Here is a 24,660-nt window from a genome sequence, read left to right as displayed (position 1 = left end):
GAATACGTTCAAGCAGGGTACAACGGCGCGGCCAGGCGGCCGCACCCTTCAGCGTTTATACGCCTGCAGGCCAGGCTTGATGCTCTTGTCGTCGAGGAACTGTTTCATGCCCTGCTCGCGACCGCCTTCGGTGTCGAGCAGGCGCGACTGATCGAGCTTGGCGTAGAGGTAATCCTCGTTCTGCTCCCAGGTCAATTCGCGGCAGCGTTTGAAGCCATGCTTGGCGGCACGCAGCACCACCGGGTTTTTCTCCAGCAGGTTGCGCGCCAGTTCGATGGTCACTTCGCGCAGTTGAGCCAGCGGCACGCTTTCGTTGACCAGGCCCATTTCGGCGGCTTTCTGCCCGCCAAAGGTCTTGCCGGTCATGATGTAGTACAGCGATTGGCGATGGCCCACGGTGTCGGCCATGGCCTTGCTCACCAGGTTGCCCGGCGGGATGCCCCAGTTGATTTCCGAGAGGCCGAAGGTCGCTTCGTCGGCGCAGATCGCCAGGTCACAGGCCACCAGCGGGCTGAAGCCACCGCCGAAGCACCAGCCATTGACCATGGCGATGGTCGGCTTGGCGTACATGCGCAGCAGTTTCCATTGCCATTGCGAGGCTTCGCGGCGGATTTTTTCCTGGAGGATTTCCGGGCCGGCATCCACCTCGCGAAAGTATTCCTTGAGGTCCATGCCGGCGGTCCAGGCTTCGCCTGCGCCGGTCAGCACCAGCACGCCGGCGGCAGGGTCCTGCTCAAGGGTTTCCAGGACATCGATCATTTCCCGGTTCAGGGTCGGGCTCATGGCGTTGCGTTTTTCCGGACGATTGAGAATGACCCAGGCGATGCCTTCTTCGATCTCAACCTTGACGGTGGTCCAACGGCCTTCGTAATTGCTCATGGCGGTACGCTCTTGTTCTGGGGTTTGAAGATGATTCGAAATTAAACCGCAAATATAGTTATGTCAATTAACTATTAACATGGATAACCAATATTTTTACGCGGTGAAACCTGCGTTTTCCAGGCGTTGTGAAAAGCCGGCATAGCCATGGCTCGCCAACCTCGGCAAACTAGATAGCCTTCTTAACCTCCACCTTTTGAGGATTGCACTGTTAATGGCCAAGCCTTCCAAACTCGCCGACGCCAGCCAGGCCCTGCCCGATAACGCCGACGTACGCGCGCCGCTGGATTCGGCCCTGGATGATCTGATCGGCTACGCCATGCGTCGCGCCCAGCTCAAGCTGTTCCAGAACCTGATCGGCCGGCTGTCGGACCACGACCTGCGCCCTGCGCAGTTCTCGGCCCTGGCGATCATCGAGCAGAACCCCGGGCTGATGCAGGCCGACCTGGCTCGCGCACTGGCGATCGAGCCGCCCCAGGTGGTGCCGTTGCTGAACAAGCTGGAAAGCCGCGCCCTCGCCGTGCGGGTGCGCTGCAAGCCAGACAAGCGCTCCTACGGGATCTTCCTCAGCAAGAGCGGCGAAACCCTGCTCAAGGAGCTCAAGGCGATCGCCGCCCAGAGTGACCTGGACGCCACGGCCGCCCTCGACGGCCAGGAGCGTGAAGAGCTGCTGCGCCTGCTGAAGAAGGTCTACCAGGACTGATCGGCTTACCAGAGCGCCACGGTGTAGAGCACCAGGAAACGGGTCTGGTTTTCATCGCGAAACGCCGCGCCGCTGGGGAAGTCATTGCGGTAGATCGACTTGCGCGCCATGAACCCGACGTTCTTCAGCGGGCCGTCCTGGATCACATAGCCCAACTCCATCTGGAACTCGCGCTCCTTGCGATCCTCGGCGTTGAAAGCGGCCAGTTCGATGTTGTCGCCACGCACATAGCGCAGCCGAGTCTTCAACCCCGGCACACCCGCTGCGGCGAAGTCGTAGTCGTAGATGGCCTGCCAGGTGCGCTCCTTGGCGTTGAGAAAGTCCGAGCTCATGGTCAGTTCGCTCATGCCCATCAACTCCGTCCCGGAGATATAGGGCGTGGCCGTCTCCCCGCTTGAGTGCATGTAGCCAAGGCTGACGCGGTGGCCACCGAGGCGGTAGCCGAACAGCGCCGAGAGGTTGCGGTTATCCACCTTGCCCGCCTTGGCACTGCCGTCTTCGCGACTGAAAAAACTGCGCAGGTCGCTGGTGAGCACGCCATCTCCCAGCGGCAGGTTGTGCAGCAACGCCAGGGTGTCCTGCTGGTAGAGGTCCGCGACCTGGGAGTGATAGACGCGCAGGCTGAGGTCTTTGTTGACCTGATAGTCACCGCCCACATACGCCAGGTGCGACGTGGTGGCGGTGGCGTTGAAACGCCGGTTGGGCGAGGCGATGGTCATGGCCTGGTAGTCGGTGGAGTCGCGTTTGTTGATGCGGTCGATGTAGCCGGTGTTGAGGGTCAGCCCATCGATGTCCTTGGAGCTCAAGGTGGTGCCGCGAAAGGTTTGCGGCAGCAGGCGCGACGGGCTGGCAAAGGCGAACGGCAGGAAGATCGACACATCGCCGGCCTTCACCGTGGTTTGCGCAAACCGCAGCTTGGCGGTCGGGGCCAGGCGCGAGTACTCATCGGCGGCACGCTTGTCGCTGGCCGACACCGGCAACAACTCGGTGCCGCTGCGGTCTGGCGAGGAGTCGAGCTTGACCCCCATCAGCCCGCGTACATCCAGGCCAAAGCCCACCGGGCCTGGGGTGTACCCCGATTCCAGGTTGAGGATGAACGCCTGGGCCCATTCCCGCGCGGCAGTCTTCGCACCGTCGTCCTTGTAGTCGCGGTCCAGGTAGTAATTGCGCAAGGTCAAGGTGCCGTGGCTGTCGTCGATAAAGCCGGCGGCCCACAGCGGAGCGGGCAGCACGCTCAAGGCCAGGCATGCCATGAGCAGGCGTGGAGTGGTGTTCGACACACAGGCGACGGGCGCCGCTGCAACGGCGTGCTCCATAGGAAGTTCTGGCATGTTCGATGTCCATTTTTTGTTGTTGTTTTTGGGGTGCACACGCTCGGCCGGGTCGGCTTCGCGAGCCAAGAATGGAAACAGCCGTCGGTGCCCGTCAACCGCAACTGAGCGATAATCGAACATTAATAAAACTATCTATTTTTTAGGTGCATATGGATCTATATGCCAAGTTTTTGAATTTTATGGATTTATTCATGATTTATGAGCAGATTAATCCACGATTCATTTTTTAGTTATCTTTGTTATCTTAATCACCAGCAGCCACTCGCGCTCGCCACCACAACAAAAACAACAATGAGGTTTGCCCATGGACAGTCCATCGCGTCGTTCGACGCTGACTATTGCGTTGTGCTTTATCGTTGCGCTGATCGAGGGATTCGATCTGCAGGCCGCCGGCACTGCCGCCGCCGGGTTACGTCAAACGTTCGCCCTGGATCCGAAGATGCTCGGCTGGGTGTTCAGCGTCGGCATCATTGGCCTGCTGCCGGGGGCATTCTTCGGCGGTTGGGTCGCCGACCGCATCGGGCGCAAGAAAATCCTGGTGAGCGCCGTGCTGCTGTTCGGGCTGTTTTCCCTGAGCACCGCGTTTGTCGAAAGCTACTCAAGCCTGTTGCTGGTGCGCTTCCTCACCGGCCTGGGCCTGGGTGCCGCGCTGCCCAACCTGATCGCGCTGTGCGCCGAAGCGGTAAGCGAACGCAACCGTGGCACGGCTATCAGCGTGATGTACTGCGGGGTGCCGCTGGGTGGTGCATTGGCCGCAGTGGTGGCGATGTTTTCCAGTGAGCACTGGCAGACCACCTTTATCATCGGCGGCCTGGCACCCTTGCTGGCCGTACCGTTGATGATCCTGCTGCTGCCGGAATCCACTGCCTTTCGCCAACAGCGCGACAACACGCCTGGCGCCCGTCTCTCCAGCGGCCAGGCGCTGTTCGGCGAAGGTCGCGCCCGCACCACACTGGCCTTGTGGCTCAGTTACTTCTTCACCCTGACCGTGATGTACATGTTGCTTAATTGGCTGCCGTCGCTGTTGCTGGAACAAGGCTTCAGCAAACCCCAGGCGGGCATGGTGCAGATGCTCTTCAATATCGGCGGCGCCCTCGGTTCGCTGCTCGGTGGCGTGCTGCTGGACCGGTGCAATGCCGTCAAAGTGGTGCTGTCCGTGTATGCCGGGTTGCTGGCGGCATTGGCAGGGGTCGGGTTGTCGGTGGGCATCGTGCCCATGGCCATTGCCGGTTTTGCCGCCGGCCTGTTCGTCATGGCCGCGCAGTTGGTGCTGTATGCGTCGGCACCGCCCTCCTACCCAACCTCGGTGCGCGCCACCGGTGTCGGTGCAGCAGTGGCCGTCGGCCGCTTGGGTTCGGTCGCCGGGCCGCTGGCGGCCGGGCAACTGCTCGCCGCCGGCGCCGGCACCGCGGGGGTACTGCTGGCGACGTCCCCCGGGGTGGTGATTGCCGCACTGACCATCATCAGCGTGATGGTGCGTACGGCGCCCACTAGAACTTATGCAGCCAATTGAGCACCATTTTGTTGCCCTCGGTGCGGTTCTCCGCCTGCTGTTCAAAGTAGGCGTTTACCGATAGCACATCTTCCTTGCTGAACGCATAGACCAGGCCTGGGCCCATGGCCCAGACCTTCTCCCGACGCCCGCTCACGGCGTGCCCATCGACCTTGGTGTCGGTGATCTGCTTCAACCAATAGCCGTTAACCCCCACGCTCAGTTGCTGGCTCAAGGCATATTGCAAGGTCAGGTTGGCATGCAACGCCTGCCCGGCCTGGGTATCGGAAACATCGCCAAAGCCTGCCTGCGGATCATCATTCTTGCCATTCCACAGGTACATGAAACGCCCGCTCGCCGACCACTTCGGGCTGAACCAGTACGTCGCCGCGTAATACGGGTTGAATGACCAGAAGTTGCTGCCTGGGTTGATCGAGCGCTTGCGGTCATAGGCACCCACCGGCACCGAGATATCGGCTTCGACACGTTGGGTCAACAGTGGGCTGCCATCGGCGCGGCTCAGGGTCGGCAGTTGCAGGAAAGGCCCCACAATCACATCACCAAAGCCAGCGCGAGAACTCAGCGCCGCATTGTTCAACCCATCGTCGACATCCACATGGGCCAGGGAGGTGTTGATCAGGGTGATTCCCGGCATCGCGCCATTGGCCAGGGGTTGGCCGACGTAGATGATCTGCGTGGTAGGCGCCACCACTTCCAGGTCCTGCTTGGGCAACGCCAGCTTGTTGCCGTTGGCATCATTGAAGCGGCTGGCCCGGGAGTACGTCAGGTATTCCTCCAGGTACCAGCCCGGGCCGGCCGGGGCCGGTGAGCCGTCGTAGAAACTGGTGCTGCCCAGGTTGAGTCCGGGCAAATCATAAGCGTAAGCAGTCGATGTCAGTGCGACAAACGTCGTGGCCGCAACCGTCCGCAAGATAGGCTTGAGCATCTTGTATGTCCTGTATTTTTGTTGTTGTTCAAGACGCCCGGCACGGTGGATCCGCGCCGGGGTTTACCACTGTTGCAACCCTTACACGTAGGTCGCCGCCAACCCACCGTCCACCGGCAGATTGACGCCGTTGACCCAGCGCGCGGCGTCCGAGCAGAGGAAGGCAATCACCGCCGCCACCTCATCGGCCAGGGCTGGACGGGTCATGCGCTGGCTGTCCGCAGCCACCCGCTCCGGCCCGAGCATGCTGACGAAATCGCCGAGAATCGGGGTAAACACCGGCCCCGGCGCGACGCAGTTGATGCGCACCGAATGATCGCGAAACCAGCCTTGGGATTGCTGGAAGCTCCACACGATCAGCGCTTCCTTGAAGTACTGATAACAGCTGGCTTGCTCCACCGGATTGGCCGCCAGCCACTGCTGCCCGGCGTCGAAGCTTTGCGTCGCGGCCAGGGCCTTGTGCAGCTCCAGGCGTTGCGGCCATTGCGCGCCGAGCACCGAGGCGACATTGACGATGCTGCCGCCCGCCGGCATGCGTGGCAGCAGCGATTGGGTCAGGTGCCGCAACCCCAGGTAATTGACCGTGGCCACCGCTTGCACGGGCGCCGTACCGGGCACGCCGGCAATGTTGCACAGCCCGTCGACCCGCGCCGGCAGGCGTGCCACCAGGGCATCGATGCTGGCCGGATCGCCCAGGTCAGCCTGGAAGAAGCCATCCAGGGTCAGTTGCGGTTCATGGCGATCAACGCCGATCACCGTGGCGCCCTGGAAACGCGCGAGGCGCGCCAGCTCGGCACCAATGCCGGAAGCGACACCGGTGACGATCAGGGTTTTGTTGTGCAGGTTCATGTTCAAGCCCTCTTATTTTTGTATAGGCATGGGTAAATCAAATCGATGCGCCGGGACTCAGAACGGATAGGCAGGCGGGGTGTTTTTCACCGTGACCCACTGCCACTGGCTGTACTCGTCCCAGTCGGCCGGCCCGCCTACGCTGCCGCCATTGCCGGAAGCGCCGCGCCCACCAAAGGGGTTGATGCATTCGTCGGCGACGGTCTGGTCATTGATGTGCAGCAGGCCGCAGTCAAGCCGCTCGCCGATGGCCATGGCACGCCCGACCGACGGTGAGATGATCGCGGCCGAGAGGCCGTACTCGGTACGGTTGGCCAGCTCGATGGCCTCCTCGTCCGTGGCAAAACTGACCACCGTGGCCACCGGGCCGAAGATTTCTTCCTCAAACGCGCGCATGCCCGGACGCACGCCACTGAGCACAGTGGGCTGATAGAACAAGCGGTCATAGTCGCCGCCCGCCTCCAACCGCGCGCCCGCTTGCAGGCTGTCGCTGACGATCTCGTGCACGCGCTGCAATTGCCGCTGGTTGATCAATGGGCCGAGTGCGGCTTCACCGCGGGCGGCATTGCCCACGGTGAGCGCCCGGGCCTTGTCCACCAGCTTGCGCGTGAGGCGTTCGGCGATGGACTCATGGGCGAGGATCAAGCCGGTCGCCATACAGATTTGCCCCTGGTGCAGCCAGGCGCCCCAGGCGGCATTGCTCGCGGCCAGGTCGAGGTCGGCGTCTTCGAGAATGATCAGCGGGTTTTTGCCGCCCAGTTCCAGCGCGACTTTTTTCAGGTGTCGTCCGGCCACTTCGGCGACTTTGCGCCCCGCCGCCGTCGACCCGGTGAACGCAATCATCTGCACATTCGGATCGCGGCACAGCGCCTCCCCCGCCGGCGCGGCACCGGGCAATACCTGCAGCAGGCCCTTGGGCAAGCCCGCCTCTTCGAACAGCCGGGCGATCAGAAAACCACCGCTGACCGGCGTCTGCGGGTCGGGCTTGAGCACCACCGCATTGCCCGCCGCCAGGGCCGGTGCCACCGAGCGCAGCGACAGCACCAGCGGAAAATTGAACGGTGAAATCACCCCGACCACGCCGTGGGGCTGACGCCGGGCATAGGACAGGCGACCGGCAGCACTGGGCAGTACCAGTCCGTGAGGTTGGGACAACAGCCCCGCCGCTTGATGCAGCAGCACAATCGCCTCGCGCACTTCGTGTTCGCCTTTGAACAACGCGCCGCCGGTTTCCCGCGCGACGTACAGCGCCAGTTCGGCAAAGGACTGCTGGGCCAGGTCCGCCGCCTTGCGAAACACCTCGGCACGCTCCCGTGGGCCGAGTGCAGCCCAGGCCGGCTGGGCCAGGGCCGCGCTGCGGCAGGCGATGGCGATGTCGGCCGGGTTGGCCATGGCGCAGCGCATCAGGGGTTCGCCGGTGGCGGGTTCGATCACCGGGATCACGGATCCCGAAGCGGGTATCCAATCGCCGTTGAACAGGCATTCGGACCCAATGGCCCGCTGTAGAAAGTGGGTGGTTTCAGACACTGACATGGCAACTCCCGGTTCTTGTAATTGTCATCGCCTGCACAGGGTGCAAACGCCGCATCAAGCCTTGAGCAAAGGCTGTGCCGCTTGCACGCAACGTCGCTGACATAAAGCGTCGAGGGCTCTGGGACGGGGCCTCACACACACCGCCCATACCTCACCCGCCGATCGACTGCAAAAACCGGCGCGCTGCCACTTGTTCAATTGATAAGGTTATGTTTAATAACTATCTGAGCAGTTACTCATATCGATCACTCGCTTTGCAGGGGCATAACAATGACTAATCCCCCCAGCGCGCTGCCCGACGACCGGGTGGCCATCGCGCCCTACCATCCGCGCGGCGACAGCCGCCAACTCAGTGAGAGCAGTTCGCCCACCCCGGCGGAACTGACCGACTGCCTGTTCTTCTCGCCCGAAGACGGACGTATCTGGCTCAACGATCAACGCATGGTGTTGCTGCACAGTTCGTCGTTCGGCGCCCTGCGCAGGGAGGTCATCGAGCGCCTGGGGCTGGAACAGGCGCGTGGCCTGTTTACCCGCACCGGTTATGCCTCCGGCGCGCGGGATGCGCGGTTGATCCGCGAGCGCTGGCCACAGGCCGATGCCGCCGCGGTGTTTCGCGCCGGGACCCATTTGCACACCCTGGAAGGCATGACCAAGGTCGAACCGCTGCACTTCAAGTTCGATGCCGATTCGGGGTTCTATGAAGGCGAGTTCCTCTGGCACCACTCGTGCGAGGCCGATGAACATGTGGGCGCCTACGGCATCGGCCAGGACCCGGTGTGCTGGACTGAAACCGGCTATGCCATTGGTTTCGTCAGTGGCCTGTTCGGGCAAATGGTGATTTTCCGCGAAGTGGAATGCCGTGGCATGGGCCACCGCAGCTGCCGGGTAATCGGCAAGACGGCCGAGCAATGGGGTGACGTCGAGCAGGACCTGCGCTACCTGAATGTGTCCCAGGCCGTCACCAACGCCACGGTCGCGCCCACACCCGATCACCCGGTGAGCCACAGTGCCAGGGCCAACCCGCCACAAACACTGGTGGGGGCGAGTGCGGCCTTCAACGCCGCGACACAAGCCCTGCAACGCGTTGCACTGACCCCGGCAACGGTGTTGATCAGCGGTGAGTCGGGGGTGGGCAAGGAGATGTTTGCGCGCCAGTTGCACCAGCTCAGCCGCCGCCAGGACAGCCCGTTCGTGGCACTCAATTGCGCTGCCATTCCGGACAACCTGATCGAGGCCGAACTGTTCGGTGTCGAACGCGGCGCCTATACCGGCGCGACGCACTCGCGGCCTGGACGTTTCGAACGGGCCCAGGGCGGCACGCTGTTTCTGGATGAAATCACCAGCCTCAGCCTGGCCGGGCAAAGCAAGTTGCTGAGGGCCTTGCAGGAACGGGAAATCGAACGGGTCGGCGGGGTGCGCGGGATCAAGGTGGATGTGCGCGTGGTGGCCGCCACCAATATCGATCTGCGTAAAGCCGTGGCCGACGGCACCTTTCGTGAAGACCTGTTCTACCGCCTGAATGTCTACCCCATCGCCCTGCCACCGCTGCGCGAACGCCGGGACGACATCCCGCTGTTGATCAATGCGTTCCTCACACGCTTCTGCCAGGAATACGCCCGAACCCCGATGGGCCTGACCATGCGCGCCCTGAAAGCGCTGCTGCGCTATGACTTCGCGGGCAATGTGCGCGAACTGCAAAACCTGATCGAACGCGGCCTGATCGCCAGTGACGAAGGCCAACCCATTGACCTCGTGCACCTGTTTCGCAACGAGCCTATGCCCGCCGATCCCTATGGCCTGGACGACCATGGCAGCCTGTCCAACAGCGCACCACCGCCGTGCCTGGCCCTGTTCGACACCCTTGGCCAACTGGAACCGGGGTTTTCCATCGAAGGTCTTGAATCGCGCCTGCTCAATGAAGCCCTGCAACGCAACGCCGGCAACCTGGCCGCCGCCGCCAGGCTTGTGGGGCTCAGCCGTGCACAATTTGCCTATCGGCTGAAGAAGCACCAGCGGCAAAGCCCTTGATGGGCAATTAGTGCCTTAAAAGCTTTGTTCAATTAAGTATTTTGCATGGGCATCCGGGTGACCAATGCCCGCTTATTTAACCGTGACAAGGATCTCCTGTGAGCGGACTGCGTGAACGTCAGAAAGCCGAACGCCGGCAAGCTATTGAAGAAACTCCCACTGGCTGAAGGGTGCGCGCATCCAGTTCTGCCACGTTACCCGGTGTTTCGGCTCGGCCGGGAAGCCCTGCATCAGCGCAGGTGCCACGCGGGTTGCACAGGACGACTCGTTGGCCTCGACATAAAGAGTCGCCCCGCAGCCCTTCCCGAAAACGGCCTGCAACGGGTGCGCTGGTGGCTGGAGGGTGACACGCTGTACCGCGCCACATCAGCGGCCAGTGATCGATACCCGTTGCCGGCCCCCAAAAAAGCGGTGGCCGTCTTGTCCGGCATCAGTGAACTGCAGGTACGCCTTGGAAAACCCGATTGCTTTGGCCAGGTCGGAAACCGTAGTTTTGCTATAGCCGTATTGACTGAAGTGCTGATTGGCCGCCGCGACGATCTGGTTTCGGATCTCATGATCGGCGGGGCCACGGATGCTGGGGGAAGCTATTGATGTCTTGTTAATACGGCTAGCTTACGCATCCGAAAAGCGCTTGACAACGGATGACCGTTTTATACCTTCGTCACTAACTCGCAATGAGAAACAGCGAGCAGCCTCCTCTTTTCAACGACGCTTCGCCTTCGTCAGCTCAGCGATCAGAAAATCCCTGAACGCAGAAACCGCCGCAGGTAGATTGCGCCCAGCCATGCTTTGCAGCTCGATGCGCCTTGCCTGCATGCCTTCATCAAGGATCGGCAAGCATTGCAACTGCTTGTCCGCCACCTGTTGGTGCAAGGTCATTTCGCTGGCCAGGCTGATGCCTCCCTCTTCACGGACGAAACTGTAGAGCGCGGCAACGTAATTGGTGGTCAATACCGGATCGAACAACAACCCCTGTACGCCGCAACAGATGTCGAACAGTTGCCGTATCGTAGTGTCAGCCTTGGGTAACGCAATGGGCCAGGGTTGCAACTCAGCGAGATTGACAGATTCACGCCCGGCCAAGGGATGAGCATTGGAGACCACGGCAAAAATCGCCCCGCTCAGGATATGTTCGACCTTGATTTCCTTTTGCGGCGTCAGGCTGAACGTCATCGCCAGATCGGCTTCACCGGAGCGAACCTTCTCGGTCGCTTCAGCGGGCGCACAGACCTCCAGCGTGAAATGAATACCCTGGTACTCACGCCTGAACGCGCTGATGCTCCTGGGCATGTATTCCAGGGCAAATCCTTCCGAGCAGGCGACATGCACATGGCCGCGTTGCAAGCCATGCAACTCGGTAATTTCCAGCACCACCTGCTCGGCCTCAAGTTGCGACTTACGCGCATAAGCCGCCAGTCGTGCCCCTGCCTCGCTGAGCACCATGCCGCGGGCACGACGCTCAAACAGGCTGGCATCCAGGGCCAGCTCAAGCTTGGAAATTTGTCGACTCACCGCTGATGCCGCCACATTCAGCCGCATTGAGGCCTCACTGATCGATCCGCATCGCGCGACTTCAAGAAAATAGCGCAGTGCCGTGGACTGCACGCCATACAGCTGCATCGGAGCCCCCATGGATTGCCTTTTCGGCAAAGGAAGTATCGAAATATTGTGCTTGTGGCATTGATAGCCCTTCCCTACATTCGTGTCCAGACCAAAAAAAACAGTGCCCGACCTTTTCCTCCTCCTTTACGCATTTGCGATTCGCTGCCCTTTGATTCAACCACTCTCGCCAACGGAGACGACGGCATGGGCATCAAAGGTTTCGCCTGCAGTATTGCGCTGATGGGCCTTATCAGCAGCTTTCCGGCGCATGCCGGCAAAGCCAACGACACCCTGGTTTACGCTTCCGACAGCGAGCCTGAAAACATCAGCCCCTATCACAACGATTTACGCGAAGGCGTGATTCTCGGCCGGCTGATCTGGGACAGCCTGATCTACCGCGACCCCAAAAGCGGCGAATACAAACCCATGCTGGCCACCAGCTGGAAGCAGGTCGACGACACCACCATCGACTTTGAGCTGCGCAGAGGCGTCAAATTTCACAACGGCGACGCCTTCACCGCCGACGACGTGGTGTTCACCCTCAACTACGTGGTGTCGCCCGAAGCGAAAGTCGTTACCGTGCAAAACGTAGACTGGATCAAGAGCGCCGAAAAAACCGGTGACTACAGCGTCCGCCTGTATTTGAAGAAGCCTTTCCCACCGGCACTGGAATACCTGTCCAACGCCGTTCCGATGTTCCCCAAGCAGTACTTCGAGAAGGTCGGCCTGGCCGAATTCAGTCGCAAGCCAATGGGCACCGGGCCGTATAAAGCCGTGTCCGTGGTGGCGGGCGAAGGCGTGAGCATGGAGATCAACAAGGACTACTTCCCGGACAGCCCACAAGGTAAGCCCCATATCAGCCACCTCAAGTTCCGCGTGATCCCGGATGCAGAAACCCGCCTGGCCGAGTTGATGACCGAGGGTGTCGACTGGACCTGGCGTGTGACCTCGGATCAGGCGGTCGACCTCAAGGGTATGCCGAACCTGACCGTGACCAGTGGCGAAACCATGCGCATCGGTTTCCTGATTCTTGATGCACGCGGCACCTCCACTGAAAACTCACCGATGAAGAACCTCAAGGTACGCCAGGCCATCAACCATGCGATCAACCGCAATGCGCTGGCCACGCAATTGGTGGGTGGCGAAGCCAAGCCTTTGCAGGTTGCCTGTTATCCAGGCCAGTTCGGTTGCGATACCACTGCGGCTACGGTCTACAACTATGACCCCGCCAAGGCCAAGGCGCTGCTCGCCGAAGCCGGTTACCCAAATGGCTTCGAGACAGAAATCTTCGCTTATCGCGACCGTGATTACGTCGAAGCCATCATCGGCAACCTGCGCGCAGTGGGCATCAACGCCAAGCTGCGCTACTTGAAGTACGCCGCCCTGCGCGATCAGCAACGTGGCGGCAAGGTGCCCATGTCGTTTCAGGCATGGGGCTCGTTCTCGATCCTCGACACCTCGGCGTCGGCCGGTACCTGGTTCAAGGGCAATCCGGACGACAACATCAAGGACCCACAAGTCCAGGGCTGGTTGCAGACCGCCGACAATGCCCTCGACCCGCAAGTGCGCAAGGACAACTACCGCAAGGCCTTGCAGCGCATCAGCGAACAGGCCTACTGGGCGCCGCTGTTCAACTACTCGATGAACTACGCCTACACCTCCGAACTTGCGTTCACGCCGTACCCGGATGAGCTGCCGCGTTTCGTCGAGTCCACGTGGAAGTAATACGTAACCGGGCGCACGGACTCTCGTGCGCCACGGATACATCCTCACACTTGTCATCCATTGGATATGAGGAAACTTGCCATGCTTGGATTCCTTCTGCGCCGCCTGGGCATCGCTGTTTGCGTTGCCATTACCGTGTCGGTGATCAGCTTTTCTCTTTTGCATCTGTCCGGAGATCTCGCCACTGCCATTGGCGGACCGGAAGCCACCAGCGAACAGATCGAGCAGATTCGCGTGCAGTACGGGTTGAACAAACCGCTGCCGACTCAGTACTTCAACTGGCTGGGCGATTTGCTGCGGCTGGACCTGGGCAACTCGTTTTTCTTTCAGGAATCGGTCTACAACCTCGTCGCCAGCCGCTTGCCGATTACCCTGGGGCTGGGTGCCATGGCGCTGGGGATCGCCTTGCTGGTGGCCATTCCACTGGGCGTGTTGGCTGCGGTCAAACGCGACACCTGGATTGACCGGCTGGCCTTGAGCATCGCGGTGCTGGGTCAGGCGATGCCTAGTTTCTGGTTTGCGCTGATGCTGATCGTGGTGTTCGCGGTGACGCTCAAGTGGCTGCCGGTGTCCGGCAACTCGACCCTGCTGCACTTCGTCATGCCGGCCATTGCCCTGGGCTACTACGCGACGCCGGCAATCATGCGCCTGACCCGCGCCGGCATGCTTGATGTGCTCAGTTCCGATTACATCCGCACCGCCCGCGCCAAGGGCCTGCGCCCTGCCCGCGTGTTGTTCAAGCATGCACTGCGCAACGCCCTGATTCCGGTCGTCGCGCTGGCGGCGGTGGAGTTCGGCTTCATGCTCGGCGGCTCGGTGGTGATCGAAACCGTGTTCTCCCTGCAGGGCATCGGGCAACTTGCCTGGGACGCTATCGCCCGTGACGACTTTCCGGTGGTACAGGCTGTGGTCCTGCTGATTGCAGTGATCTACATCATCCTCACGTTGCTGGCCGATGTGCTCAACGCACTGCTCGACCCGCGCATTCGTGTGCGCTAGGAGGACTACATGAGCATCCCCACTACCCTCGCGATCAATGACTACCTGCCACCACCGAGCAGCCTGAGCCGAGTACTTGGCAAGAGCTTGCGTCATCGTGGTTTCGCCATCGGCGCGGTGTTGTTGCTGATCATCTTCGCGGGTGCATTGTTCGCGCCGTGGCTGGCACCTTACGACCCTTATGCGCAAGACGTGATGCTGCGCATGAAACCACCGGTATGGATGGCCAACGGCACCTGGGAATACGTGCTCGGCACCGACAAGCTGGGCCGTGACTACCTGTCGAGGCTGCTCTACGGCGCACGTATTTCGCTGTTCATCGGCATTGCAGCGGCGCTGATTTCCGGCTTTATCGGCACGGTCATGGGGCTGTTGGCAGGTTACTACGGCGGCAAGGTCGATGGGTTTATCAGCTACCTGATAACTACCCGGCTGGCGATGCCGGTGGTGATGGTCGCGCTGGCCTCGGCCTCGCTGATGGGCGGCTCATTGAAGGTGGTGATCGTGCTGCTCGGCTGCCTGTTATGGGATCGCTTCGCGGTGGTGGTCAGGGCCTCGGTGCAACAGATTCGCGATGCTGAATATGTCGCGTCGGCCCAGGCGCTCGGCTGCTCGACACTGCGCATCCTGGTGAGTGAAATCCTGCCCAATCTGGTCGGCGCACTGATCGTCGTCGCGACGCTGGAGATGGCCCACGCGATCCTGCTGGAGTCGGCCCTCTCATTCCTCGGGGTGGGCGTACAACCGCCAACGCCGTCCTGGGGTTTGATGATCGCGGAAGGCAAGCCCTACATGTTCTTTTCCCCGTGGGTCATCGCCATTCCCGGCGTCGCCCTGATGATTCTGGTGTTGGGCATCAACCTCGTCGGCGATGGCCTGCGCGACCTGATCCTGCCCGACGGCCGTAACTGATAGACCGCCGTAACTGATAGAGGGCACCGAACATGGCACTACTCCATGTGGAAAACCTGCGCGTGGACATCCCCATGGGCAACAGCCCGACGCCGGATGACATGCTGCATGCCGTACGCGGTCTGAATTTTGAAGTCGAGCGCGGTGAAATGCTGTGCATCGTCGGGGAGTCCGGCTGCGGCAAATCCCTGACTTCGTTGGCGTTGATGGACCTGTTGCCACGCAAGGCCAAACGCACCGCGTCCCGGCTGACGCTGGACGGCATCGACATGCTCGGCCAGAGCGAGCGGCGCATGTGCGACCTGCGCGGCAACCGCCTGGCGATGATCTTCCAGGAGCCGATGACCTCGCTGAACCCGGCCTACAGCATTGGCGATCAACTCAGCGAAGTACTGACTCAGCATCGCAAGGTCTCACGCAAGGAGGCCCTGGCGCGCGCCGCGCAGATGCTGGAGAAGGTCGGGATCAGCAATGCCACCGAGCGCTTGCGTCAGTATCCGCATCAGCTTTCCGGCGGGCTGCGCCAGCGGGTGATCATCGCCATGGCGTTGATGTGCGAACCGGACCTGATCATCGCTGATGAGCCCACCACGGCGCTGGACGTGACCATTCAAGCGCAGATCCTGCGCTTGATCCGCGACATTCAGAAAGAACTCGGCCTGGCGGTGATTTTCATCACCCACGACCTTGGACTGGTGGCACGGATCGCCGACCGGGTCGCCGTGATGTATGCCGGGGAAATCGTCGAAACCGCCCCTGCCCTGCAACTGTTCGAGAACCCGCAGCATCCGTACACCCGGGGTCTGCTGGCGAGTATTCCAATCCCTGGCCGGACCAAACCGGGTGAGGCGCTGGGTTCGATTCCAGGCCTGGTGCCGAGTCTGGTCGGCGAACAGCAAGGGTGTGCATTCCGCAATCGTTGCGGCCAGGCGATGCCGGCCTGCGCGCAAAACATCCCCGAAGTCGAACAGGACGGGCACATGGCGCGCTGCCTGCTCGCCGCCCCGGCCCCGGCACCGATTCGCCTTCAGGAGCGTGCAAGGTCATGAAAAAAGACATCGCTTTGGAGCTGTGTGACATCCGCCGCGAGTTTCGGATCAACACGGGCTTTTTCAAACCCGCCGCCACCCTGAAGGCCGTGGATGGTGTTTCCCTGCGCCTGATGCGTGGCGAGACCCTCGGTCTGGTGGGCGAGTCCGGTTGCGGCAAAAGTACCCTGGCCAAGATGCTGCTCGGTCTATTGCCGCCCACCAGCGGCGATGTGCTGGTCAATGGCAAACACCTCGCGGCGACTGATCGCAAGGAAATGTCCCGGCGTATTCAGCCGATTTTCCAGGACCCGTATTCCTCGCTGAATCCACGCAAGACCCTGCGCGAAATCGTTACCCTGCCGCTGATCGTGCATGGCATCGGCAGCACCGCCGAGCGCCGCAGGAAGACCGAGGCGATGCTTGATGTGGTCGGCCTGCCCAAGCGGGTGATCGACAGCTACCCGAACCAGCTGTCCGGCGGGCAACGCCAGCGGGTCGCGATTGCTCGAGCGCTGATCATGCGCCCTGACGTGTTGATCTGTGACGAGCCCACCTCAGCGCTGGATGTGTCGGTGCAGGCGCAGATCCTCAATCTGCTGCAGGACCTCAAGCGCGAATTCGGCCTGACCTATCTGCTGATCAGCCATAACCTGGCGGTCATCGAACACCTCGCCGACCGGGTCGCCGTGATGTACCTGGGGCGCATCGTCGAAGAACGCACGCGCGAATCGTTGTTCGCTCAACCCGGCCACCCTTATACCCGCGCCTTGCTGGATTCGGTGCTCACGCCCGATCCGCGCCTGGGCATTCCCGACATCGGTCTGCATGGCACCTTCCCCAACCCTATGTCACCGCCGTCCGGTTGCGCCTTCCATCCGCGCTGCCCGAGCTGCTTCGCTCCCTGCAAAACGGCCTACCCGGCCAACGGTCCGCTTATCGGCGGCAACGTGCGTTGCCACCTTCACGACACTTCTGCCCAAACACTGGAGCTTGTCCACTCATGAGTCGTTCACTGGCTATCAGCAACACCACAGCGCAATTCGACAACGGCGAATTCTTCAATCTGCTCCAACGCAGCGTCGCCTTGCACACCGAAAGCCAGGCAGCGGACAGCCAGCCCGAGCTGTATCGCTACCTCAATGAGTTCATCACCCCGCATGTCGAGGCGATGGGTTTCAGCGTCAAGATCCATGACAACCCGGTGGCAGAACGCGGCCCCTTCATGATCGCCACGCGCATTGAACACCCGGACCTGCCGACCGTGCTCAGCTACGGCCACGGTGATGTGGTGCGCGGCTATGAGGCGCAATGGCGCGAAGGACTGTCGCCGTGGCAAGTCATTGCCGAAGGCGATCGCTGGTACGGCCGCGGCACGGCGGATAACAAAGGCCAGCACCTGATCAACCTGACCGCCCTGGAACAAACGCTCAAGGCGCGCGATGGCAAGCTGGGTTTCAACGTCAAGCTGCTGCTGGAAATGGGCGAAGAAGAAGGCTCGCCGGGCTTGAATGCATTCTGTGCCGCGCACAGCAAAGAGCTTGCAGCGGATATTTTCATCGCCTCGGACGGCCCGCGCCTGGCGGCATCACGCCCGACGATTTTTCTCGGCTCACGCGGGGTGTTCAACTTCGAGCTGGTGGTCAATTTGCGTGAAGGCGCTCATCACTCCGGTAACTGGGGCGGGTTGCTGGCCAATCCAGGCATCATCCTGGCCAATGCCATCGCGAGCATGGTCGATGAACACGGTCGGGTGAAAGTTGCAGGCCTGATGCCCGAGACACTGCCGGAGCCGGTTCGACAGGCACTGGCCGATATTGCCGTTGGTGGCGGACCGGGCGATCCGGACATCGACGCCAACTGGGGTAACCCGACGCTTTCGCTGAGCGAAAAGGTGTTCGGCTGGAACACCCTCGACGTCATCGCCTTCAAGACCGGCAACCCAGACGCCCCGGTGCATGCGATTCCCGGCAAGGCTAACGCCCACTGCCATATCCGCTTCGTGGTCGACAGCGACTACACGACCTTTATCCCGGCGGTACGTACCCACCTGGATGCGCATGGCTTCAACAATGTTGAGGTCAAGCAAAGCCGCATTGATGTGATGCATGCCACTCGGCTGGATCCGCAGAGCCCTTGGGTCGATTGGGCGCTCAGCTCCCTGGCACAGACCACCGGCAAAAAACCTGCGCTGCTGCCAAACCTCGGTGGCTCGCTGCCCAACGACGTGTTCGCGGACGTGCTCGGTTTGCCAACATTGTGGGTGCCGCACTCGTACCCGGCGTGCTCGCAACATGCGCCGAACGAGCACTTGCTGGCACCGGTGGTCAAGGAAAGCCTGCAAATCATGGCCGGGCTGTTCTGGGACCTGGGCAACGACGCGGCACGCCTGACGCGGGAACATCAGTTACGGGAGCAGGCGCAATGAGCGCCACGCCACAACAGGCCCTGGACTGGCTTGCTGACCAGCGCGAAGCCATGGAGGCGCTGCTGCAGCGTATCGTCGACACCGACTCCAACAGCTATGACAAGGCGGGCGTCGACGCTGTGGGCGCGCTGCTCGCGGCTGAACTGCAAGCCGACGGCATCCTGCTCAAGCGCATGCCGGTCGAGGGTTTTGGTGACGTGCTGCTCGCCGAAGTGCCAGGCGATTCTGGAAAACCGGTGCTGTTGCTGGGCCATCGCGACACGGTGTTCCCCAAAGGCACCACCACGACTCGCGGCTACAGCCGCGACGCCAACCTCGCCTATGGCCCTGGTGTCGCCGACATGAAAGGCGGCCTGGTGCTCAATTGCTTCGCCCTCATGGCCCTCAAGCGCGCCGGCCGGTTGCCCTATCCGGTGCAGGTCCTGTACACCGGCGACGAAGAAATCGGCTCCGGCAGCGCCAGGCCCCATATCGAAAACGCCGCCCGTGCCGCCCGCGCCGTGCTCAATACCGAACCCGGCCGGGCCAGCGGCAACGTGGTCAGCGCACGCAAAGGCGGCGCTACGCTGATCATCGAAGTCAGCGGCCGCGCGGCGCATGCCGGGGTCAACCATGCCGACGGGGCCAGCGCCATCGAGGCCCTGGCCCGCAAGATCGTCAAGCTGCATGCCTTGACCGATTACCCGGCAGGCATCACCACTAACGTTGGGCTGATATCCGGCGGTACGTCGAGCAATACCGTCGCGCCCAGCGCCTGCGCGCGGCTGGACGTGCGCTTCATCGAACTCAAGCACTGGGATCGGATCTTCAGCGCAATCCAGGCCATCGTCGCCGAAGAAGAAGTGATCGGCACCCGCGCCGTCCTCAAGGAAGCGACGACCTTTCTACCGATGGAAGCACGCCACAGCGAACGACTGCTGCACCTCTACCAACAAAAAGCACTGGCGCTGGGCTTCAGCGTCGAAGGCGAATTCACCGGTGGTTGCGCCGACTCCGGCTTCACCGCCAGCTTGGGCGTTCCAACCCTGTGCGGGCTCGGTCCGGTGGGCGGCAAGGTCCACACTGAGCGTGAATACCTGGAACTGGACACCCTGGTGCCTCGCGCCCTGGCCCTGGTGGCGACCATTCTGGCGGTCGGCGACAGCGTTTGAGGTCATGGGTTTCTACGCGTCGCCGAGGTCAGGGGATCCGACAGGCTCACAGGCAGCTCCTGCCGCTGTCGGGTATCGCTTCAAGGTGGCGCGAATGGCTCACTCGGGCAAAGTTTTTGACCTGTTCTACTGCTGCAATGACCGAACATTCGGCCGTCCCGTCTGGCGCTATGGAGTAGATGCATCGTTTGCCCATGGAAAGGCCATGCAATAAATGTTCATCAAGTTCACCGAGCACTACAAAAGAACAGTCACTCTTGACCACTTGCACATCAACCCGCTTGCCAGGCACGGTGTCCACCGTATCGACATGGAGCAGCGCAACATTGTCAAAACAGCTGAACCCTTGATGAATCAAGTCAATATGAACGCTATCAAGTCCGCACACGATGACCACGATGCGTGTGCAACTTGACGGCTCGCGCATCCACTTCATTGCGTTGGGACGACAATCGGCAGTTTGGCTCATAAGCGATGCCTTTATTGTTTCAACAGGCAAATTGACCAGGACATCAGTTAAATGACGCCGCGTGCCTGCAACACGCTTTTCGCCAGGCTTCGGGTCGCCGCTAACACCGCCTCCACCTGTTGATCCATGTGCGCAGTGGAGGAAGCTATTGTTCCAAGTTCGACCACGCGCAACGGATGACCAAAGACGGATCCCAGCCAGGTCATGCCGGCATCCGTGCCAGTTTCGACATCCAGTAAAAAGCTGCCGTGGGAGACGCCGCGCAGCAGTTGGCTGGCATGGCACGCGTAGCCCCCGGCAGACGGCTCCGGGCTGGACCCTGCCCGCAACCAGTCGAGCCTCAACGCCTCGGATTGTTTGACGGCTAAATAAGCCACCTGGTCCCACTCATCTATCGCCACATGCAGCTTGTCGATCATGTACGGGGGCAACGCGGCGCTGGTAACGATCACCACTCCGGCATCCGCCGAAGGCTCCTTGATCCAGACTGCGGATTGCGTTATCGCATGCATGGCGGTACTCCCGGCGGTTGGATAGGAGCAACGTGCTCCGGGTGGCGATTCGACGATGGGATCGTGACATTCAATATTGATGCCGACTCACCCATCGCTTCGTGAGCTCCCTCGTTATTGGCGTTAATCAGCCGTTGCGAAACAGGAAGCTGTAGGCATTCAGCGCAGGCGCCCCACCCAAGTGCGCATACAGCACTTTCGAGCCTTCGGGGAACTCACCACGGCGGACCATTTCAATCATCCCGTGCATGGATTTTCCCTCGTACACCGGATCGGTCAGCACACCTTCCAGGCTCCCGCACAAACGAATGGCTTCCAGCGTGCCTTCGTTGGGCAAGCCGTATTCCGGGTAGGCAAAACGTGTATCGAGCACGACGTCGTCTTCGGTGATTTCACGGCCCAGTTCCACCAACTCTGCGGTGTGCCGGGCGATACGCAGGATCTGTGCCTTGGTTTGCTCCGGCTTGGCCGAGGCATCAATGCCGATAACGTTCTTCGAACGGCCGTCCGCGGCGAAACCGACGACCATGCCGGCCTGGGTACTGCCGGTCACAGAGCAGACCACGATGTAGTCGAACGTGAACCCCAGTTGTTTTTCCTGCTCTCGCACTTCCTCGGCAAAGCCGACGAACCCAAGGCCGCCGTAGGGGTGTTCGGAACAACCCGCCGGTATCGGAAACGGCTTGCCGCCCCGCTCCACCACATCGTCCATGGCCTTCTCCCAGCTGGGCCGAATGCCGATATCGAACCCGGCGGCGTCCAGTCGTACCTCGGCGCCCATGATGCGAGACATTTCGATATTGCCAACGCGGTCATACACCGCATCGGAGTAGTTCACCCAGTTTTCCTGCACCAGCACGCACTTCATGCCCAGGTGAGCGGCAACGGCGGCCACCTGTCGGGTCTGGTTCGACTGGATACCGCCGATGGAAACCAAGGTATCGCAGCCCTGCTCGATGGCTTCGGGAATCAAATATTCCAGCTTGCGCGTTTTGTTCCCGCCGAAGGCCAGGCCACTGTTGCAGTCCTCACGTTTGGCATACAACTCGACCTTGCCACCCAGGTGTTCACTGAGGCGCTTCAAGGGCGTGATGGGAGAAGGACCGAAGGTCAACGGATAACGTTTAAAACGATTCAGGTTCATGACGCTGCTCCTTGATTACTGGACATCAAAGCGCCAGACCGAAAGGCAAAGGTTGCCTTCCAGGTTCTTTCACACGGGCTTCGATGAGTTCAATATTAAGAAGATTTCAAAAAAGATGTGTTGCAAACTTCTAGCACTTAAAGAACTATAATTTCTCGCTATAAATATCGAACATACTTTAATTGCGAATAAACAGTTATGAACGCAATAAATACTCGCAGGAAGCCAAGCGTATCAACCCCGATGCCGCAGCCGCTGGATCGAACCGACCGCGCCATTCTCAAGGCCCTGCAGCGAGATGCCTCCATCTCCAATGTGGCGCTGGCAGAGAAGGTGAAATTGAGTGCACCGGCGTGTCTCAGGCGCGTCGAGCGGCTCAAGCAAGTTGGCCTGATCAAAGGCATCGTTGCACTGCTGGACACTGTGGCGCTGGATGCGGGGATGGTGGTGTTGATCGGCGTGGTGCTGGACCGCTCCACACCGGAATCCTTCGCCGCATTCGAGGCAGCCGCACAAAAAGTGTCCGGCTGCATGGAGTGCCATGTGGTGACGGGGGAGTTCGACTACTTCATGTTGATACGAACCAAGGACAGCAACAGTTTCAACCGGCTCCACGCGGAGCAGTTGCTTTACCTGCCTGGGGTTCGCCAGATTCGATCGTTCATGGGGTTGCGTCAGGTCTTGTCGACCACCCACATTCCCCTTTGAAGCGTCGCTAGTCGAGCATTAATCATCGACCAACCCGGCACCGGCGAAGCATTGCGCCTACACAACCTGACCGCGCGCTTCGACAGCGAACATTGGGCCAGCCGCGTGGTGGATTGGCTGGAAACCCGCGACGATGTCGACGCCAAACGCATTGGCCTGGAAGGTGTGTCGCTCGGCGGATACTACTGCCCGCGCGCGGTAGCCTTCGAGCCGCGCTTCGCTTGCGGCGTGGTGTGGGGCGCCAACCATGACTGGCGTGATGTACAGAAACGTCGCCTGGAAAAGGAAGGCAGCTTCCCGGTGCCGCATTACTGGTCGCATGTGTCTTGGGTCTGGGGGGCCAAGGACACGGACGAGTTCATGACCATCGCCGAGAACGTTCATCTGGACGGCATCCTGGACCGCATCAATGTCCCCTTCCTGGTCACCCACGGTGAAAAGGATTCGCAGATTCCATTGAAGTGGGCCCACCGCACCTACGAACAGTTGGTCAACAGTCCAAAACGCGAGCTGAAAATTTTCACCGAACGTGAGGGGGGCGTGCAGCATTCGAGCTTCGACAACAGTATCAATGCCGGACAATATATCGCCGATTGGGTGGCTGAAGTACTCGGCGGTCGAACGGAATGACAGATGCTTAACTTGTTAGACTCTCGGCTGGTATTGGCCCGGCGCGACTCGCGAGGTTGCTTCTCCATTAGTGGGATCTTGTGAGCTCCGATCGCTGGGCTTAAACCTCAACTCGACCGGCAACATGGCAAGTGAACCTTTTCCAGATAATATTTCCCTGGCTGACCCTGCCCCCAAAGATCCAGACGATTCGCCCAGTCCTGCATCATCGTCCGGCGCTGCTCGACATATTCCGCATGGTTGTAAGCCGCACTTACCTCATCCGGATCAGCATGAGAAAGCTGTGCATCCACCCATATCTTTGGATATCCGATCTCGTTCAGCGCCGTCGAGATCGTCGCCCGCGTCCCATGGACCGTGAGTTGATCGGCGTACCCCATCCGGCGTAACGCACCATTCAGCGTGTTCTCACTGATACGCTTGCTCAGGTCGCTTCGATGCGCAAACAAGTAGCGCTGCGCGGGAACAACCTGGTCCAGCAAGTGACGCACAATCTCCAGCGCCTGAACCGACAGCGGGACAATGTAGGGCGGTACATTTTGAATCTGCTTACCTGGCTTCCGCATCGCTAACTGGAGCTGCTTTACCACTTCCGCCGGTATGACCCACAAGCGCTTCTCCAGATCGAACTGGTCGGGTGTCGCCAACCGTAACTCACCCGTGCGGACACTGGTCAGCAACAACAACCGAAGGCCAAGCCGTGTTTGGTTGGCACCGCCGTAATTCGAAGAGCAACCATCAATCCCGGAAGCTTGTCCATACGAAGAAATGGGTTGTGCGTAACAGGCGGTTTGGGGAGTGCGACAACGTCGAGGCCTGAAGCGGGGTTGTGTTCCAGCCCCTCAATATTCACCAGCGCATAGCAGAACAACTGGTTGAACCAGGTCCGGCATTTTTCGGCTGTCGTTAAGGCCTTGCGCTGTTCGATCCTGCTCAGTAAATCCAGCAGATCGTGGCGACTGATATCGTAGATGGACCGTCCACCCAGTACGGGCAAGACGTCTTTGTTGAAGATTCGCAAGATCTGCGAGAGCGTGCTCTGGCGCCCTTCCTTCAGGCTCAGCCTGCGGAACTCTACCCACTGATTGAACACGGCCTCAAAGGTGTGCTCTGCCGCAAAACGAACAGCACGACGCTGCTGTTTACGGTGCTCATAGGGATTGATACCTTGGGCGACCAAGGCGCGAGCCTCATCACGTCGGGCACGGGCTTCTTTAAGGCTGATTTGCGGATAACTACCGAGAGACATGCGCTTCTGCACGCCCGCCCAGTAATATCGAAACGCCAGATTTTCCCACCGCGGGCCGTCACGTTGAGCGCAAGCCCATCCGTGTCGCCTATCGTGTAGTCATTGCCGGTGATTCGGGCTTGCCGAACGGTCGTATCCGAGAGTGCCATAGCAGGCTGCTGAACAGAGTCAGGACCGGATGCTCGTCTCGCTATCCAAGCTTCTCCAGCAAAAAACCGATTCAGTGCACATCCAAACCCAAGATCCTCATTTGGGACTTAAATCGGGACTTAAAAGCACTGGATGGAGCTGGATTGCAGTGGTTCCCGCAGGAACGAAAAAAGGACCCGAAGGTCC

20 protein-coding genes and 4 pseudogenes are annotated in these 24,660 nt (G+C 60.6%); 13 read left to right on the top strand and 11 right to left on the bottom strand.

The window, feature by feature from the left end; genetic code table 11:
* Positions 1-48: 48 nt before the first annotated feature.
* The gene (locus HDC32_RS30355) at positions 49-879 is read right to left on the bottom strand and encodes a p-hydroxycinnamoyl CoA hydratase/lyase (RefSeq protein WP_010567568.1); all 831 of its coding nucleotides are present in this window, start codon (positions 877-879) and stop codon (positions 49-51) included.
* Positions 880-1,093: 214 nt separating this feature from the next.
* Here HDC32_RS30355 and HDC32_RS30350 point away from each other — a divergent pair, with 214 nt between their 5' ends.
* The gene (locus tag HDC32_RS30350; RefSeq protein ID WP_184746511.1) at positions 1,094-1,582 is read left to right on the top strand and encodes a MarR family winged helix-turn-helix transcriptional regulator; all 489 of its coding nucleotides are present in this window, start codon (positions 1,094-1,096) and stop codon (positions 1,580-1,582) included.
* 5 nt (positions 1,583-1,587) lie between these two features.
* Here HDC32_RS30350 and HDC32_RS30345 read toward each other — a convergent pair whose 3' ends face one another.
* On the bottom strand, positions 1,588-2,913 hold the full coding sequence (locus tag HDC32_RS30345; protein ID WP_184746509.1) for an OprD family porin: 1,326 nt from the start codon (positions 2,911-2,913) through the stop codon (positions 1,588-1,590).
* A gap of 307 nt (positions 2,914-3,220) precedes the next feature.
* Here HDC32_RS30345 and mhpT point away from each other — a divergent pair, with 307 nt between their 5' ends.
* Positions 3,221-4,429, top strand: coding sequence for a 3-(3-hydroxy-phenyl)propionate transporter MhpT (mhpT, locus tag HDC32_RS30340; RefSeq protein ID WP_131698868.1), 1,209 nt, complete (start codon positions 3,221-3,223; stop codon positions 4,427-4,429).
* Here mhpT and HDC32_RS30335 read toward each other — a convergent pair.
* The 3 genes from HDC32_RS30335 to HDC32_RS30325 all read right to left on the bottom strand — a co-directional run bounded on the left by HDC32_RS30335 (position 4,407) and on the right by HDC32_RS30325 (position 7,736).
* On the bottom strand, positions 4,407-5,354 hold the full coding sequence (locus tag HDC32_RS30335; RefSeq protein ID WP_145337152.1) for a transporter: 948 nt from the start codon (positions 5,352-5,354) through the stop codon (positions 4,407-4,409). The two genes, mhpT and HDC32_RS30335, sit on opposite strands and share 23 nt — an antisense overlap.
* Positions 5,355-5,435: 81 nt before the next feature.
* Entirely contained in the window at positions 5,436-6,203 is a 768-nt protein-coding gene (locus tag HDC32_RS30330) for a coniferyl-alcohol dehydrogenase (RefSeq protein ID WP_184746507.1), read from the bottom strand.
* Between the two features lie 57 nt (positions 6,204-6,260).
* Positions 6,261-7,736 carry a benzaldehyde dehydrogenase gene (locus HDC32_RS30325; protein WP_131698871.1) on the bottom strand — a complete coding sequence of 492 codons (1,476 nt, stop codon included), beginning with the start codon at positions 7,734-7,736 and terminating at the stop codon, positions 6,261-6,263.
* Between the two features lie 270 nt (positions 7,737-8,006).
* Here HDC32_RS30325 and HDC32_RS30320 point away from each other — a divergent pair, with 270 nt between their 5' ends.
* A complete protein-coding gene (locus tag HDC32_RS30320; RefSeq protein WP_167654959.1) occupies positions 8,007-9,764 on the top strand; it encodes a sigma-54-dependent Fis family transcriptional regulator in 1,758 nt (585 codons plus the stop codon).
* A gap of 288 nt (positions 9,765-10,052) precedes the next feature.
* Positions 10,053-10,229 (top strand): annotated as a pseudogene (locus HDC32_RS32180) (type II secretion system protein GspJ); the annotation flags it as partial.
* Here HDC32_RS32180 and HDC32_RS30310 read toward each other — a convergent pair.
* Both HDC32_RS30310 and HDC32_RS30305 read right to left on the bottom strand, forming a co-directional pair.
* Positions 10,149-10,370, bottom strand: a pseudogene (locus HDC32_RS30310) (TetR/AcrR family transcriptional regulator); the annotation flags it as partial. The pseudogenes HDC32_RS32180 and HDC32_RS30310 overlap by 81 nt on opposite strands.
* Positions 10,371-10,469: 99 nt before the next feature.
* The gene (locus tag HDC32_RS30305) at positions 10,470-11,387 is read right to left on the bottom strand and encodes a LysR substrate-binding domain-containing protein (protein WP_145337127.1); all 918 of its coding nucleotides are present in this window, start codon (positions 11,385-11,387) and stop codon (positions 10,470-10,472) included.
* A gap of 186 nt (positions 11,388-11,573) precedes the next feature.
* Between HDC32_RS30305 and HDC32_RS30300 the strand changes: the two genes are divergently transcribed.
* The 7 genes from HDC32_RS30300 to HDC32_RS30270 all read left to right on the top strand — a co-directional run bounded on the left by HDC32_RS30300 (position 11,574) and on the right by HDC32_RS30270 (position 19,612).
* Entirely contained in the window at positions 11,574-13,094 is a 1,521-nt protein-coding gene (locus HDC32_RS30300; RefSeq protein ID WP_184746504.1) for an ABC transporter substrate-binding protein, read from the top strand.
* A gap of 81 nt (positions 13,095-13,175) precedes the next feature.
* The gene (locus HDC32_RS30295) at positions 13,176-14,093 is read left to right on the top strand and encodes an ABC transporter permease (RefSeq protein WP_131698875.1); all 918 of its coding nucleotides are present in this window, start codon (positions 13,176-13,178) and stop codon (positions 14,091-14,093) included.
* Positions 14,094-14,102: 9 nt separating this feature from the next.
* Positions 14,103-15,005 carry an ABC transporter permease gene (locus tag HDC32_RS30290; RefSeq protein ID WP_131698876.1) on the top strand — a complete coding sequence of 301 codons (903 nt, stop codon included), beginning with the start codon at positions 14,103-14,105 and terminating at the stop codon, positions 15,003-15,005.
* 32 nt (positions 15,006-15,037) lie between these two features.
* Entirely contained in the window at positions 15,038-16,054 is a 1,017-nt protein-coding gene (locus HDC32_RS30285) for an ABC transporter ATP-binding protein (RefSeq protein ID WP_145337125.1), read from the top strand.
* Positions 16,051-17,040, top strand: coding sequence for an ABC transporter ATP-binding protein (locus HDC32_RS30280; protein ID WP_184746502.1), 990 nt, complete (start codon positions 16,051-16,053; stop codon positions 17,038-17,040). Before HDC32_RS30285 ends, HDC32_RS30280 begins: the two co-directional genes overlap by 4 nt.
* Positions 17,037-18,461, top strand: coding sequence for a M20 family metallopeptidase (locus HDC32_RS30275; protein ID WP_184746500.1), 1,425 nt, complete (start codon positions 17,037-17,039; stop codon positions 18,459-18,461). Before HDC32_RS30280 ends, HDC32_RS30275 begins: the two co-directional genes overlap by 4 nt.
* Positions 18,458-19,612 (top strand): M20 family metallopeptidase, encoded by a 1,155-nt coding sequence (locus HDC32_RS30270; protein WP_184746498.1) that lies wholly within the window; start codon positions 18,458-18,460, stop codon positions 19,610-19,612. Before HDC32_RS30275 ends, HDC32_RS30270 begins: the two co-directional genes overlap by 4 nt.
* 46 nt (positions 19,613-19,658) lie before the next feature.
* Here the strand turns inward: HDC32_RS30270 and HDC32_RS30265 are convergent, their stop codons facing one another.
* From HDC32_RS30265 to HDC32_RS30255, 3 genes are all read right to left on the bottom strand, one after another.
* Positions 19,659-20,081: a hypothetical protein gene (locus HDC32_RS30265; protein WP_131698881.1), complete on the bottom strand. Its 423-nt coding sequence runs from the start codon at positions 20,079-20,081 to the stop codon at positions 19,659-19,661.
* A 47-nt stretch (positions 20,082-20,128) separates the two neighbouring features.
* Complete coding sequence (locus tag HDC32_RS30260; protein ID WP_131698882.1) at positions 20,129-20,593, bottom strand: transketolase; 465 nt, start codon at positions 20,591-20,593, stop codon at positions 20,129-20,131.
* A 127-nt stretch (positions 20,594-20,720) separates the two neighbouring features.
* Positions 20,721-21,737, bottom strand: coding sequence for a 1-aminocyclopropane-1-carboxylate deaminase (locus tag HDC32_RS30255; protein WP_145337121.1), 1,017 nt, complete (start codon positions 21,735-21,737; stop codon positions 20,721-20,723).
* A gap of 198 nt (positions 21,738-21,935) precedes the next feature.
* Here HDC32_RS30255 and HDC32_RS30250 point away from each other — a divergent pair, with 198 nt between their 5' ends.
* Positions 21,936-22,445: an Lrp/AsnC family transcriptional regulator gene (locus HDC32_RS30250; RefSeq protein ID WP_131698884.1), complete on the top strand. Its 510-nt coding sequence runs from the start codon at positions 21,936-21,938 to the stop codon at positions 22,443-22,445.
* A 15-nt stretch (positions 22,446-22,460) separates the two neighbouring features.
* Positions 22,461-23,075: pseudogene (locus HDC32_RS30245) on the top strand (alpha/beta hydrolase family protein); the annotation flags it as partial.
* A gap of 161 nt (positions 23,076-23,236) precedes the next feature.
* Here the strand turns inward: HDC32_RS30245 and HDC32_RS30240 are convergent.
* A pseudogene (locus HDC32_RS30240) lies at positions 23,237-24,473 on the bottom strand (tyrosine-type recombinase/integrase); the annotation flags it as partial.
* Positions 24,474-24,660 lie beyond the last annotated feature (187 nt).

Origin of the sequence: Pseudomonas sp. JAI120 (assembly GCF_014207255.1) — a bacterium.
Classification (GTDB): domain Bacteria; phylum Pseudomonadota; class Gammaproteobacteria; order Pseudomonadales; family Pseudomonadaceae; genus Aquipseudomonas.
The sequence above is the reverse complement of the archived record's forward strand: the minus strand, read 5'-3'. Positions and strand labels throughout refer to the sequence as shown.

Excerpts from the sequence above, each read along its gene's own strand:
- HDC32_RS30355 (WP_010567568.1), bottom strand. The coding sequence starts at position 879 with ATGAGCAATTACGAAGGCCGTTGGACCACCGTCAAGGTTGAGATCGAA.
- HDC32_RS30350 (WP_184746511.1), top strand. The coding sequence starts at position 1,094 with ATGGCCAAGCCTTCCAAACTCGCCGACGCCAGCCAGGCCCTGCCCGAT.
- HDC32_RS30345 (WP_184746509.1), bottom strand. The coding sequence starts at position 2,913 with ATGCCAGAACTTCCTATGGAGCACGCCGTTGCAGCGGCGCCCGTCGCC.
- mhpT (WP_131698868.1), top strand. The coding sequence starts at position 3,221 with ATGGACAGTCCATCGCGTCGTTCGACGCTGACTATTGCGTTGTGCTTT.
- HDC32_RS30335 (WP_145337152.1), bottom strand. The coding sequence starts at position 5,354 with ATGCTCAAGCCTATCTTGCGGACGGTTGCGGCCACGACGTTTGTCGCA.
- HDC32_RS30330 (WP_184746507.1), bottom strand. The coding sequence starts at position 6,203 with ATGAACCTGCACAACAAAACCCTGATCGTCACCGGTGTCGCTTCCGGC.
- HDC32_RS30325 (WP_131698871.1), bottom strand. The coding sequence starts at position 7,736 with ATGTCAGTGTCTGAAACCACCCACTTTCTACAGCGGGCCATTGGGTCC.
- HDC32_RS30320 (WP_167654959.1), top strand. The coding sequence starts at position 8,007 with ATGACTAATCCCCCCAGCGCGCTGCCCGACGACCGGGTGGCCATCGCG.
- HDC32_RS30305 (WP_145337127.1), bottom strand. The coding sequence starts at position 11,387 with ATGCAGCTGTATGGCGTGCAGTCCACGGCACTGCGCTATTTTCTTGAA.
- HDC32_RS30300 (WP_184746504.1), top strand. The coding sequence starts at position 11,574 with ATGGGCATCAAAGGTTTCGCCTGCAGTATTGCGCTGATGGGCCTTATC.
- HDC32_RS30295 (WP_131698875.1), top strand. The coding sequence starts at position 13,176 with ATGCTTGGATTCCTTCTGCGCCGCCTGGGCATCGCTGTTTGCGTTGCC.
- HDC32_RS30290 (WP_131698876.1), top strand. The coding sequence starts at position 14,103 with ATGAGCATCCCCACTACCCTCGCGATCAATGACTACCTGCCACCACCG.
- HDC32_RS30285 (WP_145337125.1), top strand. The coding sequence starts at position 15,038 with ATGGCACTACTCCATGTGGAAAACCTGCGCGTGGACATCCCCATGGGC.
- HDC32_RS30280 (WP_184746502.1), top strand. The coding sequence starts at position 16,051 with ATGAAAAAAGACATCGCTTTGGAGCTGTGTGACATCCGCCGCGAGTTT.
- HDC32_RS30275 (WP_184746500.1), top strand. The coding sequence starts at position 17,037 with ATGAGTCGTTCACTGGCTATCAGCAACACCACAGCGCAATTCGACAAC.
- HDC32_RS30270 (WP_184746498.1), top strand. The coding sequence starts at position 18,458 with ATGAGCGCCACGCCACAACAGGCCCTGGACTGGCTTGCTGACCAGCGC.
- HDC32_RS30265 (WP_131698881.1), bottom strand. The coding sequence starts at position 20,081 with ATGAGCCAAACTGCCGATTGTCGTCCCAACGCAATGAAGTGGATGCGC.
- HDC32_RS30260 (WP_131698882.1), bottom strand. The coding sequence starts at position 20,593 with ATGCATGCGATAACGCAATCCGCAGTCTGGATCAAGGAGCCTTCGGCG.
- HDC32_RS30255 (WP_145337121.1), bottom strand. The coding sequence starts at position 21,737 with ATGAACCTGAATCGTTTTAAACGTTATCCGTTGACCTTCGGTCCTTCT.
- HDC32_RS30250 (WP_131698884.1), top strand. The coding sequence starts at position 21,936 with ATGAACGCAATAAATACTCGCAGGAAGCCAAGCGTATCAACCCCGATG.